Source organism: Marinobacterium rhizophilum, from assembly GCF_024397915.1.
Taxonomy (GTDB): Bacteria; Pseudomonadota; Gammaproteobacteria; order Pseudomonadales; family Balneatricaceae; genus Marinobacterium_A; species Marinobacterium_A rhizophilum_A.
The window spans coordinates 4,099,222-4,117,370 of the sequence record NZ_CP073347.1 but is presented as its reverse complement, the minus strand read 5'-3'; the positions used below and the strand labels follow the sequence as shown (position 1 = coordinate 4,117,370).

Sequence of the window (18,149 nt, the reverse complement as noted above, 5' to 3'; positions counted from 1 at the left end):
ATTCTCGGAGCTCCGGCTATTGAGTCCCTGCTATAACCTGCACCAGCAACCACGCCAAGCACATAAAACCAGGGATGACTGACAAGCGAATAGCGCCTTAAGTTCCCCACCTTCGCAGTATCCGTATCCGGAAACCCCCACCAGGAAATCGGCACCGGCTTAAATATCGACACCGGCAGGATTGACAGCGCTGCACTAAATCCTGAGCCTGCCCAATAAGCTATTCGAACCACTCCCGTTATAATGAGGCTGTTAAACTTTACCTCTGCATTTAATTTGCTAATATAAATTTATTCTGTAAAATCCAGCACGTTCTCAACATGACACAGGTGGCTATTAAATGAGCGAAAACGAGTTCACTTCGACACTGCTGCGCAAAAACTCCTTGCGCAAAGCCGTAACTGATATTTCCGTTGCAGAACTGGAGAAGGTTCTGGCCGATCTTCAGGAAATCCGCGACGAAAAGGTTGCTGCAGAAGAAGAACGCGCCGCCGCTGATGCAGCTCGTCTGGAAGCGGTTAAAAAAATCCAGGCTCAGATGGCCGAGCTCGGTCTGTCTGCCGACGACCTCTCCGCTGGTGGCGCCACTGCGACCAAGAAAGCGTCTGTACCGGCCAAGTATCGCCTGATCGATACCGATGGCAAGCCGCACGAGTGGTCCGGCCGTGGCCGTACCCCGCGTGTCTTCCTGGAGCGTTTTGAAAAAGGCGCCAAGAAAGAAGACTTCCTGATCCAGAAGTGATCAGGCACTAAAGTCCGTTAATTCGGGCTTTGGGCAGGTTAGTAAAAAGCGCTGTATCCCCCGGGATCAGCGCTTTTTTGTATAAGGCATACCGAAAACAGCGCCCTTCCCGCCCACCGGCCACTCCCGAAGAACCCAGTACAAAAGCGAATAAAGGCAGCAGCCGATAATATCCGCATGGGGTTCATGGTTATCAAGGTGCCTCTGCGCACAGTTTACCCGTTCGCCAGCGCAAGCCTTAAATAGCGGCAACAGCGTCCGCACTTATTCATGGCTCAAGCCCCACCAGCGAAACCCTGCTGACGCCAGGCCTCATAGCTGATAATCGCCACCGCGTTGGACAAGTTCAGCGAGCGGTTATTGGGCATCATGGGAATACGCAAGCGATTCTGCGGTGCAATGCCTTGCATCACCGCATCCGGCAACCCGCTGGTTTCAGAACCAAACAGCAGTACATCGCCAGGCTGGTATTCAACCCTGTCATGCGCCTGAGTTCCCTTGGTCGTGCAGGCCAGAATTCGCCGCCCCTGCATGGCAACGCTAAAGGCCGCGTAGTTTTCATACCGGTGCAACAGTGCCAGATCATGGTAATCCAGCCCGGCGCGACGCAGTTTCTTTTCATCAAGATCAAAGCCCAAAGGCTCAATCAGGTGCAACGTGCAGCCATTATTGGCCGCCAGCCGAATGATATTGCCGGTATTGGGCGGCACCCGGGGTTCGTAAAGCGCGATATGAAACATCTAGTCGCCACCTTTGCCAAAAGAAGGCGGCCATTATACATGGCCCCACCGTTTTAACCGGGGTCCGGGCATCCAGGGCCTGGCGACACTGGAAGAACCTCAGCGGCCCAGGGCAGCTATCAGGCCGAGAACCGCAGCACCACCGGGGGACAACAGCCAGCCGAGCACAGCGCAGTTGGCGATAACGGTCAGCCAGAATACGAAGCGGAAGGAACCCTTGATCGACTTGTGCCGCAGGATCTGTTGCGCCGCCATGGCGCCGGGCCAGCCACCGATCAGCGCCAGCAGATGCAGCGTTTTTTCCGGGGTGCGCCGCGCCTCTTTTTGCGCGGCGCACTTGTCCTTCCAGTACACCAGCCAGGTCAGCAGACTGGCCAGGCCGTAAAGACCGGCCACCCCTAATGGCAGCTTGCCCAGCATCACGGCGACGGCAATAAAGCCCAGGAATACGCCGGCAAACAGCAGTCCCGCTGTGCCGTTGCCGCCCGCACGCCGGGGCCTGCTGGCTGGCCGGCGCTCTCCAGGATAACTGACCTTAAGCGCCTGGGGGCCACGCTCGCCGGCTCCCAGCGTATAGGTCACAACATCCTGTTCCGAAGGACGCAAGCGACGGCTGGCAAACGACTTTATATGCACGAATACCGGCTCACCGCCACCGTCTGGCGTGATAAAGCCAAAGCCCTGATCGTCCTTCCAGCGGGTGATTCGTCCCTGATGGCGCATGGCGATTGCTCCTGAAATCTGGATGGCCCCCATTCTAGCCTGAGTCAGGCCCGTCCCGTCACATCGCATCCGCCAGGCGATAATACGGCACAGTTATCGCTTGCAGCTGCACCACAGGAATCGGAGCGGAACTGAAACGACAGGCGCCATTACGACTCAGGCTGTCTTTTTTCCCAGTACGCCGCCAAACCAGTAACTCAAGATCTGCACGACACCGGCTGTCAGTACGCCAAACAGGATCTGCAGCTGGTCCATCAGGGAGTTGTCTCCGGTTTGCATGTTCATGTCGTCACTGATTTCCACGGCAAAGATCGCTCCGAGCATGGAGAAATAGGCGATCAGGAACAGCACGCTGATGATGATCTGGGGACTTGCCCGGGGCGACACCCGGGGGGCGCGTTCGGCGGCCGCCGCCTGCTCCAGCGCAAAGACGTCCACGCCGAGCTGTTGCATCTCCAGCCGGAACGGCTGATCCAGCGCCTTCAGTGCCGATAGGTTGCCGGCATCACCGAGCAATGTGCGAATTGCATCCTCCGGGCTCGTGCCCGCAGCGTGACTGTCCGGTGCCAGGTGATCCCTGATGTAACGCTGCGCGACGGCGGCGAAGGGGCCGTTGAGTGCCGCCGCCAGAGTGGGCGCCAGCTGTTGAATAATCGGTGTTTCCTGCTTCATCCCTGAGCTCCCGCAGCCAAGACTGTGCATCAAGGCAGCGCCACGGATATGGGACAGGAAGCGTTGTCACCGGCGCCAGAAGGCAGGCGGGTGTGGTGCAGTATCCCTGCAATGGTCCGCCAGGCGCTACCATCCGTTAACGATACTGCGCCTGCGCAAGCAGGCTGCACAGTGAAAAGTCTGCATGTAAGCGGGCGCTATGCAGCGGCTGTACTCATAACGCCAATGCGGGCAATGTGCCTGTCCTGCAGGTTGCCCGCCGGCCTGGTTACTCGTCCTCTTCCGTATCGTTGTCGCTGTCCATCCCCAGTTCCTTGATCTTGCGGGTCAGGGTATTGCGGCCCCAGCCCAGCAGGAGTGCGGCATCACGCCGGCGGCCGGCGGTATGCTTGAGCGCGGTCTCAATCATGATGCGCTCAAACGCCGGCACCGCTTCCTCCAGAATGCCCTGGCGACCGCAACCCAGCTGCTGGTCGGTCCACAGGCGCAGCGCCTGCTCCCAGTTGGAGCTGACCGTGGTGCCCTGATCCTGCTGCTCCAGCAGTTCCGGCGGCAGGTCCTCGATCAATACTTCGCGCCCCGAGGCCATGACCGTGAGCCATCGGCAGGTATTCTCCAGCTGGCGCACGTTGCCCTGCCAGGCCAGGTGGCTCATGAACTTCTCGGTATCGGCTTTCAGCACCTTGGGCTCGACACTCAGTTCCTTGGCCGAGCTGGCCAGGAAGTGCTGCGCCAGGCGAGGAATGTCTTCACGCCGTTCCGACAGCTTGGGTATATGGATGCGAATCACGTTGAGGCGGTGAAACAGGTCCTCGCGAAAGCGCCCGTCGGCCACCAGCTTCTCGAGGTTCTGGTGGGTGGCGGCGATAATGCGCACATCCACCTGCACCGGAGTGTGCCCGCCCACGCGGTAGAACTCGCCCTCGGCCAGGACACGCAGCAGCCGGGTCTGGGTGTCCGCCGGCATGTCACCGATCTCATCCAGAAACAGGGTGCCGCCGTCTGCCTGCTCGAAACGCCCGCGACGGGCAGCGGCCGCGCCGGTAAAGGCGCCCTTTTCATGCCCGAAGAGTTCGGACTCGATCAGGTCCTTGGGAATCGCCGCCATGTTCAGCGGAATAAAAGACTGGCTGGCCCGCGGGCTGTGCTTGTGCAGCGCATGGGCAACCAGTTCCTTGCCGGTACCGGACTCGCCATTGATAAGCACCGTGATATTGGACTGCGACAGCCGGCCGATCGCACGAAAGACCTCCTGCATGGCCGGCGCTTCGCCAATAATTTCGGTCGCCCGTATCGCGACCGGCTCCGCCGCCGCATTCTGCTGCTGTTGCTCCCGTGCATGGGCCAGGGCTCGGCGTGCCAGCGCGACGGCATCATCGACATCAAAGGGCTTGGGCAGGTACTCAAAGGCACCACCCTGGTAGGACGCCACGGCGCTTTCCAGATCCGAATGTGCGGTCATGATGATGATCGGCACTTCCGGGTGTGTCTCCTGCACCTTGTCGAGCATGGCCAGGCCATCGGTGCCGGGCATGCGAATATCACTGATGATCGCATCGGGGCACTCGCGGGCCAGGCGACGCAGCACATCGTCGGCATTATCGAACGACTGGGTCTCAAGCCCGGCCTGATCCAGCGCCTTTTCCAGCACCCAGCGGATCGACCGGTCATCGTCCACAATCCAGACGTTACCTGAGATTCTCATGGTGTAGCTCCAGCGGTATAAAGAGTTTGAATTGGGTTTCACCAGGCTCGGTCACGCACTCGATCAGCCCCTGGTGCTGATTGATGATCGACTGGGCAATGGACAGCCCCAGCCCCGTACCATCGGCATGTCCGGTCACCATCGGGTAAAAGATATTGTTGAATATTTCGGTGGGAATGCCCGGGCCGTTGTCGCTGATCATCACACAGCACACCAGCCGATGACGCTCGGTGCCCAGGGTGACCTGACGCATGGCCCGGGTGCGCAGCTGCAGGGTGGGCGTCGGTGTGCCGGCGCGCTGCAGTGCCTGCATGCCATTGCGCACGATGTTCAGCACGGCCTGAATCAGCTGTTCCGAATCACCGGTAAATTCAGGAATGCTCGGGTCGTAATCACGCTGTATGGTCAGCCAGCCGCCACACTCGGCATTCACCAGGCTGCACACCCGCTCGAGAATCGCATGAATATTCACATCCGACAGCTGCGGCAGCTTGCGCGGCCCCAGCAGGCGATCCACCAGGTTGCGTAGCCGGTCCGCTTCCTCAATGATGACCCGAGTATATTCGTGCAGGTCGGCGTCGTTGAGTTCACGCTCCAGCAGCTGCGCAGCACCGCGAATCCCGCCCAGCGGATTCTTGATCTCGTGGGCCAGACCTCGCACCAGGTTGCGTGCCGCCGCGTGGCGGGCCAGCAGCTCTTCCTCGCGCTCGATGCGCATCAACCGGTCCCGCGCTTCCACTTCCACCAGCAGGGTACGGCTTCCGCCGGACTGGGGAATGGTGTTCACGCTGTAGTCCACGGTCAGCTCCCGGCCACTCATGGTCACCATGCGCGCCTCGCGCTTGGTGTACGGGTGCCCGGAGGCCAGCGAGTCCTGCAGCACCTTGAATTCCGCCGGGCTCGCCGCCAGCCACTCGTTCGCCGACATGCCCTTGAGCCGGCGCATGGTCGCCTCGAACAGCATCTCGGCCGCCGGGTTCATGTACATGATGCACAGGGAACCGTCGAGCATGATCACGGCCTTGCTGAGATTGTCGAGTATCTGCTTGTGCTGGGATGACCTGAACATAGTGGACTCTGTTTCTGGACTGAATTAGTAGTAGCAAGATCAGCGCCAACTTGCTGATAGCGCTAAAACAGACGAAATGCCTTAGCCGGCGCCATATCAGGGCAGCCCTGTGCCCAACTACAGTTTAACCCCCGGCGCCAGGTTGCACCATTGTGGTGCATACCCGGTCACGCAACGGGCAGTCGCACCACAACAGCCAGGCGTCTTGCAGCGACGCCCCACAATGACGCTCCACAATAAAACGGGACCCGCACACTGAAGCGACAGCGCAAGAAAACAAGGGGCAAGGGGCAAGGGGCAAGGGGCAAGGGGCAAGGGGCAAGAAAATAGTAAGCCGTAAGCCGTGCGACGCTAAACAGCAGGCACAAAAAAACCTCCCGCAGGAGGTTTTTTACACGCCGTCGGGTCAATGCCGCCGCAGCGGCACTGACCCGGTAAAGCGGCTTATACGGAGTAGTATAGGTCGAATTCTACCGGGTGAGTCGTCATGTTGACGCGCGCCAGTTCTTCACGCTTCAGGCGGATGTAGGCATCCAGCATGTCGTCGGAGAAGACACCGCCCTTGGTCAGGAACTCGCGATCCGCTTCCAGTGCCAGCAGCGCTTCATCGAGGCTCTCGGCAACAGTCGGGATCTCTTTCGCTTCTTCCGGCGGCAGGTCGTACAGATCCTTGTCGGCAGGGTCGCCGGGGTGGATCTTGTTCTGGATACCGTCGATGCCCGCCATCAGCAGTGCCGCGAAGCACAGGTAGGGGTTGGCAGCAGGGTCCGGGAAGCGCGCTTCTACACGACGGCCTTTCGGGCTGGTGGTGTAGGGAATACGCAGCGACGCGGAACGGTTGCGGGCGGAGTACGCCAGCATAACCGGTGCTTCAAAGCCCGGTACCAGACGCTTGTAGGAGTTGGTGGACGGGTTGCACAGGGCGTTCAGCGCCTTGGCGTGCTTGACGATACCGCCGATGTAATACAGTGCGGTTTCGCTCAGACCACCGTAGCCGTCGCCGGCGAAGATGTTAACGCCATCCTTGCTCATGGACAGGTGAACGTGCATGCCGGAACCGTTATCGCCAACCAGCGGCTTGGGCATGAAGGTCGCTGTCTTGCCGTAGCTGTGCGCAACGTTGTGCACGCAGTACTTCAGAATCTGAACTTCGTCCGCCTTTTTAACCAGGCTGTTGCCGCGCACACCGATTTCACACTGGCCAGCGGTGGCAACTTCGTGGTGGTGGACTTCGATGGTCAGGCCCATGGCTTCCATGGCATCGCACATGGCGGCGCGCAGGTCGTGCAGGGAATCGATCGGCGGAACCGGGAAGTAGCCGCCCTTGACGCGCGGACGGTGGCCGGTGTTGCGGCCTTCAAACTGCTTGTCGGAAGACCAGGCCGCTTCTTCAGAACCGATGCTGTAACCACAGCCACCGATACCGGCGTGCCATTCAACAGAATCGAATACGAAGAATTCCGGCTCCGGGCCGAGCATGCAGCTGTCGGCAATGCCGGTAGACTTCAGGAACTCTTCTGCGCGGTTGGCAACAGAACGCGGGTCACGGTCGTAACCCTGGCCAGTCATCGGCTCAACGATGTTGCAACGCACGATAACAGTGGCATCTTCAGCAAAGGGGTCCAGCACGGAAGCGCTGTCGTCCGGCATCAGGATCATGTCGGATTCGTTGATTCCCTTCCAGCCTGCGATGGAGGAACCATCGAACATCTTGCCGTCTTCGAAGAATTCGTCACCCATGTCCGAAACCGGAATGGTGAGATGCTGCTCTTTACCCTTGAAATCGGTAAAGCGCATATCAATCCAGCGAGCTTCGCTTTCTTTAATCAGATTCAGAGTATTCTCTGACATTTGCCTTTCTCCACTCTGTTGAAACTGTCAGACGTGTGGTTCTGCAGTCCTGTAAAAACGGCCTACAACCTCTTGGCTGTAACGACAGCAATCTCCGTGCCAGCACCACAAGACCCCCAAGTGCTTCATTCACGGTCATTCAAGGCCGAAAACGGGCCTCTGAATGCACCATAACAGTGCAAACAAAGCCGTGATGCACCACCTCGGGTCACTTGCGGCATTTACTCCCGCTCGGGCACCTGCGGCACAATCATACTGCAAGCCCGCCAAAGCTGTCTGCCTCAAAAAAGAGCTGCCGCGCATTTTTCGTGCACAGGCGCCTTTGGGCAGAAACAGTTGCCCAACTGGCCACATTTTGATCATATCCTGATCGCTTGTTCGGCTTCGCTCCCGTATAATGCCGCCTTTCCGATTTTCTTGAAGGTAAGTACTGGTGATCGAGAAGCTTAGAAACATTGCCATCATCGCGCACGTTGACCACGGTAAAACCACCCTGGTCGACAAGCTGCTGCAGCAGTCCGGCACCCTGGGCCGTCGCGATGAAGGCGCTGAGCGTATCATGGACTCCAACGATCAGGAGCGTGAGCGCGGTATTACCATTCTGGCGAAAAACACCGCCATTGAATGGAACGGTTACCGGATCAATATCGTCGACACCCCGGGACACGCCGACTTCGGTGGCGAAGTGGAACGCGTACTGTCCATGGTTGACTCCGTATTGCTGCTGGTTGACGCCGTAGACGGCCCGATGCCTCAGACTCGCTTCGTGACCCAGAAAGCTTTCGCCCAGGGCCTGCGCCCGATCGTGGTCATCAACAAGGTTGACCGTCCGGGCGCGCGTCCGGACTGGGTTGTGGATCAGGTGTTCGACCTGTTCGACAACCTGGGTGCCACCGATGAGCAGCTCGACTTCCCGATCGTGTACGCCTCTGCCCTGAACGGCATTGCCGGCCTTGAAGCCGACCAGCTGGCCGAAGACATGACGCCGCTGTTCGAAGCCGTGGTTGAGCACGTGACTCCGCCGGCAGTCGATCTCGACGGCCCGCTGCAGATGCAGATCTCCGCGCTGGACTACAACAGCTACGTTGGCGTTATCGGCGTGGGTCGCGTCAAGCGCGGCAAGATCGCCGTCAATGCCCAGGTCAAGGTTATCGACCGTGAAGGCAAGGTTCGTAACGGCAAGGTTCTGAAAATCATGGGCTACATGGGACTGGAGCGCGTTGAAGTGCCCCAGGCTCAGGCCGGCGACATCATCTGCATCACCGGTATCGACGAGCTGAACATCTCCGATACCCTGTGCGATGCTTCCCTGGTTGAAGCCCTGCCGGCGCTGAGCGTCGACGAGCCCACCGTATCCATGACCTTCCAGGTCAACGATTCGCCGTTCGCAGGCCAGGACGGCAAGTTCGTCACCAGCCGCAACATCAAGGATCGCCTGGAGCGTGAACTGATTCACAACGTGGCACTGCGCGTTGAACAGGGCGAAACCCCCGAGAAATTCAAGGTCTCCGGCCGCGGCGAATTGCACCTGTCGGTCCTGATCGAAACCATGCGCCGCGAAGGCTTCGAGCTGGGTGTGTCCCGCCCCGAAGTTATCCAGAAGGAAATCGACGGCAAGATCCAGGAGCCGTACGAGCTGGTCCTGCTGGACGTTGAAGAGCAGCACCAGGGTTCGGTTATCGAAGAGCTGGGCAAGCGCAAGGCCGACATGACCAACATGGAAGTGGATGGCAAGGGCCGTGTACGCCTGACCTTCATGATTCCGTCCCGCGGTCTGATCGGCTTCCGTTCCATGTTCCTGACCATGACGTCCGGCACCGGCATCCTGACCTCGACCTTCGACCACTACGGTCCGGTCAAGGAAGGCGAAGTGACCTCGCGCATGAACGGCGTCCTGGTTTCCATGGTGACCGGCAAGGCCCTGGGCTATGCCCTGTGGAACCTGCAGGAACGCGGCCGTCTGTGCGTGGAACCCAACATCGAAGTCTATGAAGGCATGATCCTGGGTATCCACAGCCGCAGCAATGACCTGGCCGTTAACCCGACCAAGGGCAAGCAGCTGACCAACGTCCGAGCCTCCGGCACCGACGAGAACATCCAGCTGACTCCGGCAATCCGCTTCACCCTGGAGCAGGCGCTGGACTTCATCGAAGACGACGAGCTGGTGGAAGTGACCCCCAAGGGCCTGCGTATTCGCAAGAAGCTGCTCAAAGAAAACGAGCGCAAGCGCAACAAGAAGTAAGTTGCCTTGCCGCGATCGCCCTACCGGCGATCGCAACGCTGTAAAAAAGGAGTGCCGCCAGGCGCTCCTTTTTAATGCCTGCACTTTAGCTCCCCCTCGGGCAGGCTTCTCCCGCACCCCCTGCACGACTGCACTGCGACCTGTTTCAGCCTTGCCGGCGCCCGCTCGTCGAGCACTCCCTGTCCGCACTCAACGACCGTTCCCGCGCTCAGCGGGTATAAGCCAGCACCCGAATCAACACAGGCTCCAGCCATTTCGGCAGCACATAAACGGCGTGCCAGTCCGTACACTGAGACAGTGCTGTAGCGACTTGTTGAGTATTCCACGCTTGCAAACCGAAACGTTTCGGACTACATTTTCAAACCAATCCGAAACGTTTTGGAAGCAACCTGGGACAGTCTTTATGGCCAAGGGCGTCAACCTCAAATCACTGGCAAAGGAACTCGGCATCTCGGTCACGACCGTGTCCCGGGCGCTGGCGGATTACGACGATGTCAGCAGCGCCACCAAGCAGAAGGTCAAGGACAAGGCGCAGCAGCTGGGCTACAGGCCCAACCATGCCGCCCGCCGTCTGGTGACAGGCCGCTCCTCCGCCGTGGGGTTCATCATGCACGGGGCCTACGGGGACTTTCGCGATCAGTTCAACAGTCGCCTGATCGTTTCCCTGAGCCAGGCGCTGCACGATGTTGCCCCCAACCACGACCTGATAATTACCACCGTGCCGCAGGACAAGAGCGAGCTGGATACCTACAAGCGTTTTGTGGACAGCGGTCGCGTCGACTCCTTTATCGTGTCGCGTACCCAGATCCAGGATCCCCGCGTCGATTACCTGCTGTCACAGGGCGTGCATTTCGTCACCCACGGCCGCACGGCCGATGCCGAGCAGCACTGCTGGGTAGACACCAACGCAGAGCTGGGCTTCAGGCAGGCTACGGAGTCGCTGATTCAGCGCGGCCACCGCCGCATCGTTTTTCTGAACTTCCCGCAACAACTGAATACCGCCGTGCTCAGGCAGTCCGGCTACCAGGCGGCCATGCAGGCGGCTGGCCTGCCGGGCCGAATGATCCACTGCGAATTCGGCACGACCTGCGCCTATGAGCCGGTGCGCGCCATGCTGGCAGAACCACTGGCCCCCACGGCCTTTGTCTGTGCCAGCGATGTTTATGCCTATGCCGTGCTGCAGGCCTGTCTGGATTTGGGGCTGATGCCCGGCAAGGATGTATCCATCTTTGGCTCCGACAACCTGCCCCCCGTGGACAGCAACCGACCACAGCTTTCCACGCTGGATGTCTCATTCAGCGCGGTCAGCCACGCCATCATCAACCTGTTGCTGGATCAGGCCGCCTCCAGCCGCTCTGTGATCAAGCACAAGCTGTTCGACTACCATCTACTTGAAAGGAACTCCACCGGGCCCTGCCCGGCCAACGTGAAGACCTGACCCGTCTTCAGTCAATACAACAACTGCAAGCAAAACAGGAATAATAACAATGCGTAAGACAAAGCTCATTATTGCCCTGGCCAGTTCACTGGCGTGCTCCATCGCGGCAGCCGACACGGTGTTCTTCAGCACCCAGGCCCGCCCGCTCGAAGAAGCCCAGGGCATGCGCGAAATGGTACTGAAAGGTTTTGACGAGCCGGTCCAGTTTCTGCCACAGGAAGATGGCCCCTTTTTTGCCCGCATAGAAGCCGAAGAGCAGGCGGGTGAAGGCTCACTGGGGCTGCTGGGGGCCCTGCACGGTGATTTCCCACCCATTGAATCGGCGCTGGATTCGGTCAATGACCTGACCCCGCTGCTGACCGAGGCGGGCGTCAGCGCCGGCTATAGCAAGCTGGGCAAGCTCGGCGGTCAGGACCAGAAGTACATCCCCTGGATGCAGGCCACCTATATCATGGCGGCCAACAAGAAAGCGCTGCAATATTTGCCCGAAGGGGCCGATATCAACACCCTGACATATGACCAGCTGCTGGCATGGGGACAGAATATCAAGCAGGAAACCGGCGAAGCCAAACTCGGTTTCCCAGCAGGCCCCAAGGGTCTGATACACCGCTTCCTGCAGGGTTATCTGTACCCCTCCTACACCAATTCGGTGGTTACCGAGTTCCGCAGTGACAAGGCCAAGCAGATGTGGGCATCCTTCAAGGATATCTGGGCGGTCAGCAACCCCCGCTCCACTGCCTACAGCTTCATGCAGGAACCTCTGCTCAGTGACGAAGTCTGGGTCGCCTTTGACCATACCGCCCGTCTGAAAGATGCCTTTGACAAGCGTCCGGACGACTTCGTCGCCTTCCCGGCACCGGCGGGTCCTGAAGGTCGCGGCTACATGCCGGTGGTTGCGGGTCTGGCGATTCCGGCCAACACTCCGGACCGTGCTGCCTCGGTGCGGCTGATCAACTACCTGATGCAGCCGGAAACGCAAATCGCCACGCTGCGTGCCACCAGTTTCTTCCCGACGGTAAGCGTCGACTTTCCGGATGACCTGCCGCACAGCGTGCGGATTTCAGGCGCGGCCGTGTCAACCCAGGCCAACTCTGAAGATGCCATTCTGTCTCTGCTGCCCATCGGGCTTGGTGACAATAGCGGCCTGTTCAGCAAGATCTACCAGGATACTTTCCAGCAGATCGTACTGCGCAATGCCGATATCGACGGCATTCTTGATCGCCAGGCGTCCCAGCTTGAGCGGCTGATGAAGGAAGCCGGCGCACCCTGCTGGTCTCCTGACCTGCCCAGCGAAGGTGCGTGCCCGGTCAAGTAATGCCGGACTGCCCTGGCGCACGCCAGGGCCCAGGATTCCTAAATCCCATTAGGCGGATTCACTTATGAACAACACTAAGTGGTTGCCATACTGTCTGCTCGCGCCCAGCGCGCTCTTTATGGCGATATTTTTTCTCTACCCGTTTCTGCAGATTTTTGCCGGCGCCTTTGTTGATTCGGGCGGCGACGTATCCATGGGAAATTTTTCCCAGATCATGAACGACTTCAATTTCATGCCGGCGCTGAAAAACACCCTGCTGCTCACGGCGGTGGTTGTACCGGTGCAACTGGTCATGGCCATTGGCATGGCATTGATGGTCGGCAAGATGAACAAGGGCCGGGATAACATCCTTTATATCTGGACCATACCGCTGGGCATTTCCGACCTGGCTGCCGGTATTATCTGGCTGGCAATCCTGGAGCAGTTTGGTTTCCTCAACAGCTTCATGCATGCCATCAACCTGATCGATGGCCCTGCCTCCTGGCTGAACTACCAGAACGCCGTCGCCCTGTTCTTCGCCGTTGCCGTTGCCGAGATCTGGCGCGGGACCGCCATTCTGCTGGTCATTCTGGTATCCGGCCTGGGCCTGATCCCCAAGGAATATGACGAAGCCGGACAGATCTTTGGGGCCAACTACTGGCAGCGCCTGTGGAAAATCACCCTGCCACTGCTGCGCCCGAGCATCCAGTCCGCGCTGATTCTGCGCACCCTGCTGGCACTGGAAGTGTTCGCGGTCGTCATGCTGCTCGGCGGTGCCGATATGCCCGTGCTGATGAGTGAAACCTTCAACTGGCAGTTCACCTACCGTGATACCGGCGCCGCCTCGGCCTATGCCGTGCTGATCATGGTGATTTCCGTGGTGATAACCGGCTTCTATATCAAGCTGCTGAACGTACCGAAGGAGGCGCAGGGATGAGTATTCCAACCCCTCAAGTCGCTGCCGAACCCCGCTTCAACCTGCGGCGCCTGCTGCGGATATCGCCCACGACCAGCGTGTGGCGCTGGATGTTCTGGGCCGGTGTTTCGATCATGGTGCTCTGGGTGCTGGTGCCCATCGCGCTGCTGATGATCAATGCCGTCAGTACACCGGCCCAGGTCAATGGCTGGCCCAAGACGCTGACCCCGGGTTTTCACACCGATACGCTGATGTTCTTCTGGAACTACCAGGGCGTGATCACCGCGCTGATCAATTCGCTGCTGGCGGCGGTATTCACCATGGTGATTGCCATCGCACTGGGCGCACCGGCGGGTTATGCGCTGGCACGCTTCGTGTTTCCGGGCATGCATGCCTACAAGATGATCATCGTCATGACGCGCGCCTTTCCAATGCCCCTGCTGGCCCTGCCACTGGCGGTCATTTTCATTCAGGTAGGGATCGATGACTCCCTGATCGGCCTGGCGTTTGTGCATGCCACCCTGGCATTGCCCTTCGCCGTACTGATCACGTCCAGCCTGTTCATGGGCATTCCGGTGGAGCTGGAAGAAGCGGCCTGGACCATGGGCTGCACACGCTGGCAGGCATTTCGCAAAGTGGTGCTGCCGCTGGCCGCACCGGGCATCGCGGCCTCCGCTGTCTTCGCCTTTGTGATCTCGTGGAACGAGGTGTTCGCCTCCGCCATCCTGACCGTACAAAACCGCACCCTGACCGCCTTCCTGGTGCAAAGCCTGGCCGAATCACCGGCCGAGATTAAATTCGCCGGCGGCCTGGTGCTGGTCGTTCCCGCTCTGTTGTTCCTCTTTGCGATCAGAAAGTATCTGTTCAGCATGTGGGGCATTGCAAACCGTTGATTTCGGGTAGGAATTATCATGTCTGACATTCATATAGACAAAGTAAAAAAACAGTTTGGTGATCTCGAAATCCTGAAATCAGTGGAGATCGAAATCAAGGATCAGGAATTCGTGGTACTGCTTGGCCCGTCCGGCTGTGGCAAATCCACCCTGCTGCGCATTCTCGCCGGCCTGGAAACCGAGACCTCCGGCACCATCCGCATTGGCGATCGCGTCGTGAACAAACTGTCCCCCAAGGACCGGCGTATCGCCATGGTATTCCAGAACTATGCGGTGTTCCCGCACATGACGGTGTTTGAAAACATCGCCTTCGGGCTGCGCATGCGCAAGGACAGCGAAGCGCACATTCAGAAGAAAGTGAAAGAGACGGCCGAGCTGATGCATATCGAAAACCGGCTGACGCACTTTTCCGGCCAGCTCTCGGGTGGACAGCGCCAGCGTGTTGCCGTGGCACGTGCCCTGGCGATGGAGCCTGAAGTACTGCTGATGGACGAACCCCTGTCGAACCTGGACGCCCTGCTGCGACTGGAGATGCGGGCCGAGCTCAAGACCGTGCTGGATGCCTCCAACACCACCACGATTTATGTCACCCATGACCAGGTCGAAGCCATGAGCCTGGCGGACCGCATCGCCGTGATGAATGGCGGCCAGATCGAACAGTACGATGTGCCCACCGAGATCTACCACAACCCGGCCACCGAATTCGTGGGCAGCTTTATCGGCAACCCGCCAATGAACTTCATCGCCCCCAAAGCGGACTGGCAAATCGCCAAACCCAACACTGCGAAGCTGGGCATCCGCCCGGAGGACTTTGATGTGCGCTTCGAACCGACGGCCGGCTTTATGAAATCCAGAGTGCTGGTCAAGGAACTGCTTGGGTCGCATCAGCAACTGACGACCAGGGCCGACAGTGAAATGATCCGGATCAATATTTCCAGTGATCTGCAGGTGTCCAACGGCAGCGATGTATTTATCCGCCCAAGCGAAAACAAGACACGCTTCTACGACCAGGCCGGACGCATCATGTAACCGCTGCCAGGGCGTTTAGCCTTCCTAACCGCTTTACCACCCAGACTTAACCGACCAGCGGAATGCCCGGCATTCCGTCTGCGAGACGCTGCAGGCAAAAAAATGAACAGACCCGTTTTCGATATAGAGCACGCCAAGCGCATTCTGCGCGATAACGACCTGGGGGGCTATACCGTCCCGACCAAGGGCCTCTATCCCTTCCAGTGGAACTGGGATGCCGCCATTACCGCGCTGGGCTGGATGGAAGCGGGTGACGAGCCCCGCGCCTGGCTGGAGCTCGAAATGCTGCTCAAGGGCCAGTGGGACAACGGCATGGTGCCGCACATTATTTTCCACGGCGAGGCCGACACCTACTTCCCGGGGCCTGAAGTCTGGGGCGTCGAAAACGCTGTCAAAACCAGCGCCATTTCACAGCCGCCGGTGCTGGCTACCGTTGTGCGCATTCTGTTCGAACAGAGCAAAGACCGCGCCCTGGCCGAACAGAAACTGGCCGCACTGCTGCCTGGCACAATCGCCTGTCACCTGTGGTGGTACCGCGAACGCGATCCGGAAAATACCGGCCTGGTGTGCAGCTATCACCCCTGGGAATCCGGCATGGACAACAGTCCGGCCTGGGACCATCCCCTCTCGGCCGTACCCACGGTGGACTGGGAATACACCCGGCGCGATACCGGTCATGTCGATGCGGCGGAGCGGCCGCACAAGCATCAGTATGACCGCTACATCTACCTGGTCGATTTCTTCAAGCGAAACCGCTTCGACAGCGACGCCATCTACAAGAGCTGCCCTTACCGGGTGCAGGATATCGGTATCATCGCGATCCTGCAGCGGGCCAACACTGACTTGCTGGCCCTGTGCCAGAGCCGTATCGACGACGACAGCACCCGTAGCCTGCAGGCAAGTTCCGCCCGCACCGCAGCGGCCATCAACGAACTCTGGTCGGATGAACTGAGCTGCTTTGTCAGCCGGGATACGCTCACGGGCCAGCAACTCAAGACCATCAGTTGTGCCGGTGTGCTGCCGCTGTTCGGTGAACTGGCCAGCCCGGCGCAGGCCAGCGCCATCAACGAGAGTCTCGATCGCTGGATCGACGGCGCCCCCTTTGGCCTGGCATCCACCCACCCGGACAGCGAAACCTTTGAACCCCAGCGCTACTGGCGCGGGCCGTCCTGGCTGCACATCAACTGGATGATTGCCCTGGGCCTGGAGGCGTACCAGATGCCCGAGCGCGCCGAACAGCTCAAGCAGGTCTCCGAAGCCTGCCTGGAAAACGGCGACTTCTGGGAATACTACAACTCCGTTACCGGTGAAGGCTGTGGTGGCGGCGAGTTTTCCTGGACCGCCGCCATCGCGCTGCACTGGCTGAAAAGCTAGGCGGCTGCAAGCCAGGCGTCGCAGCGGCCAGCCCGATGTGCGACGCCTGTACTGCATCCGCCTACCGAGTTCACTCCATCTTCAATCCGGCTGATACGAGATTCCCATGCAAGAGACTCGCTTCCACACTCCGCCCCCGGCCGAACAGGGCTTTCGTTCCCGCAGCTTCCTGCAGACCCATATCCGCGAGATCATGGGGTTTTACCACCCGCAGTGCATTGATTCTCAACTCGGCGGCTTCTACCAGGCGTTTCACGACGACGGCAGCATCTACGATAGCCGCAGCCGCCACCTGGTCAGCAGCACCCGCATGATCTTCAACTATGCCATGGCGGCCATCGAGTTCGGCGAGCCCGCCTACCGGGATGCGGTGCGCCACGGCCTCGAGTTCCTGCGGGAAACACACCGCAACCCGGCCACCGGCGGCTATCGCTGGGCACTGGACGGCGTAGACACGACCGATAACACCAACCACTGCTACGGCCTGGCCTTTGTGCTGCTGGCCTACGCCAGTGCCCTGAAAGCCGGCATCTCGGAAGCCGCGCCCTGGATCGACGAGACCTTCGCGCTGATGGAAACCCACTTCTGGGATGCCGAACACGGCCTCTACCGCGACGAGATCAGTGCCGACTGGAGCACGGTGGCGCCCTACCGGGGCCAGAACGCCAATATGCACAGCTGCGAAGCCATGATTGCGGCTTTTGAGGCGACCCAGGATCCGAAATACCTCGACCGGGCCCTGACCCTGGCCGAGAACATCTGCCTGCGCCAGGCCGCCCTGGCCGATGGCCTGATCTGGGAGCACTACGACGCCAGCTGGCAGGTCGACTGGGACTACAACAGGGACGACCCCAAGAACCTCTATCGCCCCTGGGGTTTTCAGCCGGGCCACCTCACCGAGTGGGCCAAGCTGCTGCTGATGATCGAACGTCACCGTCAGGCAGACTGGCTGCTACCCTGCGCCCGACGCCTGTTCGATGTGGCGCTGAATACCGCCTGGGATGAGGAACGCGGTGGCATCTATTATGGTTTTGCCCCCGATGGCAGCATCTGCGATGACGACAAGTACTTCTGGGTACAGGCCGAGTCCATGGCCGCCGCCGCCCTGCTGGCCGAACGCACGGGGGATGCCCAATACTGGGATTGGTACCAGCGCCTGTGGGACTACAGCTGGGAACACATGATCGATCACCGCCACGGCGCCTGGTTCCGCCTGCTGGATGCCAACAACCAGCGCTACGACGACATCAAGAGCCCGCCCGGCGGCAAGTGCGACTACCACACCATGGGGGCCTGTCACGAGGTACTGCGCTGCCAGGGTCTGGAAGGCTGAACAGATTTACACAGGCTATAAAGTCTCGCGCGATAATGATCGCCATAACCGCGACAGGGCCGGGAATGAAACGCCGCAAAGCCGCCGCTACATAGCCCTCTTTGCAGGATAGAGGGCACTTTTCCCGT

The 18,149-nt window shown here is 59.6% G+C and carries 15 protein-coding genes; 9 read left to right on the top strand and 6 right to left on the bottom strand.

Going from position 1 to position 18,149, the window contains the following annotated elements; translation table 11 throughout:
- Positions 1-340 precede the first annotated feature (340 nt).
- On the top strand, positions 341-742 hold the full coding sequence (locus tag KDW95_RS18560) for an H-NS histone family protein (RefSeq protein ID WP_255853268.1): 402 nt from the start codon (positions 341-343) through the stop codon (positions 740-742).
- Between the two features lie 275 nt (positions 743-1,017).
- Here KDW95_RS18560 and KDW95_RS18555 read toward each other — a convergent pair whose 3' ends face one another.
- The 6 genes from KDW95_RS18555 to glnA form a co-directional block, all read right to left on the bottom strand.
- On the bottom strand, positions 1,018-1,482 hold the full coding sequence (locus KDW95_RS18555; protein WP_255853267.1) for a tRNA (cytidine(34)-2'-O)-methyltransferase: 465 nt from the start codon (positions 1,480-1,482) through the stop codon (positions 1,018-1,020).
- Between the two features lie 99 nt (positions 1,483-1,581).
- On the bottom strand, positions 1,582-2,205 hold the full coding sequence (locus KDW95_RS18550; RefSeq protein WP_255853266.1) for a DUF1294 domain-containing protein: 624 nt from the start codon (positions 2,203-2,205) through the stop codon (positions 1,582-1,584).
- A gap of 156 nt (positions 2,206-2,361) precedes the next feature.
- Entirely contained in the window at positions 2,362-2,877 is a 516-nt protein-coding gene (locus KDW95_RS18545) for a hypothetical protein (protein WP_255853265.1), read from the bottom strand.
- A gap of 268 nt (positions 2,878-3,145) precedes the next feature.
- Positions 3,146-4,582: a nitrogen regulation protein NR(I) gene (glnG, locus tag KDW95_RS18540; protein WP_255853264.1), complete on the bottom strand. Its 1,437-nt coding sequence runs from the start codon at positions 4,580-4,582 to the stop codon at positions 3,146-3,148.
- Positions 4,566-5,651, bottom strand: coding sequence for a nitrogen regulation protein NR(II) (glnL, locus tag KDW95_RS18535; RefSeq protein WP_255853263.1), 1,086 nt, complete (start codon positions 5,649-5,651; stop codon positions 4,566-4,568). Before glnL ends, glnG begins: the two co-directional genes overlap by 17 nt.
- A gap of 444 nt (positions 5,652-6,095) precedes the next feature.
- Positions 6,096-7,502 (bottom strand): glutamate--ammonia ligase, encoded by a 1,407-nt coding sequence (gene glnA / locus KDW95_RS18530; protein WP_255853262.1) that lies wholly within the window; start codon positions 7,500-7,502, stop codon positions 6,096-6,098.
- A gap of 433 nt (positions 7,503-7,935) precedes the next feature.
- Here glnA and typA point away from each other — a divergent pair, with 433 nt between their 5' ends.
- From typA to KDW95_RS18490, 8 genes are all read left to right on the top strand, one after another.
- Positions 7,936-9,744, top strand: coding sequence for a translational GTPase TypA (gene typA / locus KDW95_RS18525; RefSeq protein WP_255853261.1), 1,809 nt, complete (start codon positions 7,936-7,938; stop codon positions 9,742-9,744).
- Positions 9,745-10,147: 403 nt separating this feature from the next.
- Positions 10,148-11,182 carry a LacI family DNA-binding transcriptional regulator gene (locus KDW95_RS18520; RefSeq protein WP_255853260.1) on the top strand — a complete coding sequence of 345 codons (1,035 nt, stop codon included), beginning with the start codon at positions 10,148-10,150 and terminating at the stop codon, positions 11,180-11,182.
- Between the two features lie 49 nt (positions 11,183-11,231).
- Positions 11,232-12,497, top strand: a complete 1,266-nt coding sequence (locus tag KDW95_RS18515; protein ID WP_255853259.1) for an ABC transporter substrate-binding protein — start codon at positions 11,232-11,234, stop codon at positions 12,495-12,497.
- Between the two features lie 64 nt (positions 12,498-12,561).
- Entirely contained in the window at positions 12,562-13,413 is an 852-nt protein-coding gene (locus KDW95_RS18510; RefSeq protein ID WP_255853258.1) for a carbohydrate ABC transporter permease, read from the top strand.
- Positions 13,410-14,285, top strand: a complete 876-nt coding sequence (locus KDW95_RS18505) for a carbohydrate ABC transporter permease (protein WP_255853257.1) — start codon at positions 13,410-13,412, stop codon at positions 14,283-14,285. The genes KDW95_RS18510 and KDW95_RS18505 overlap by 4 nt, the downstream gene beginning before the upstream one ends.
- Before the next feature lie 18 nt (positions 14,286-14,303).
- Entirely contained in the window at positions 14,304-15,314 is a 1,011-nt protein-coding gene (locus KDW95_RS18500; RefSeq protein WP_255853256.1) for an ABC transporter ATP-binding protein, read from the top strand.
- A gap of 102 nt (positions 15,315-15,416) precedes the next feature.
- Positions 15,417-16,688, top strand: coding sequence for an alpha,alpha-trehalase (locus KDW95_RS18495; protein WP_255853255.1), 1,272 nt, complete (start codon positions 15,417-15,419; stop codon positions 16,686-16,688).
- Positions 16,689-16,794: 106 nt separating this feature from the next.
- Positions 16,795-18,021: an AGE family epimerase/isomerase gene (locus KDW95_RS18490; RefSeq protein WP_255853254.1), complete on the top strand. Its 1,227-nt coding sequence runs from the start codon at positions 16,795-16,797 to the stop codon at positions 18,019-18,021.
- Positions 18,022-18,149 lie beyond the last annotated feature (128 nt).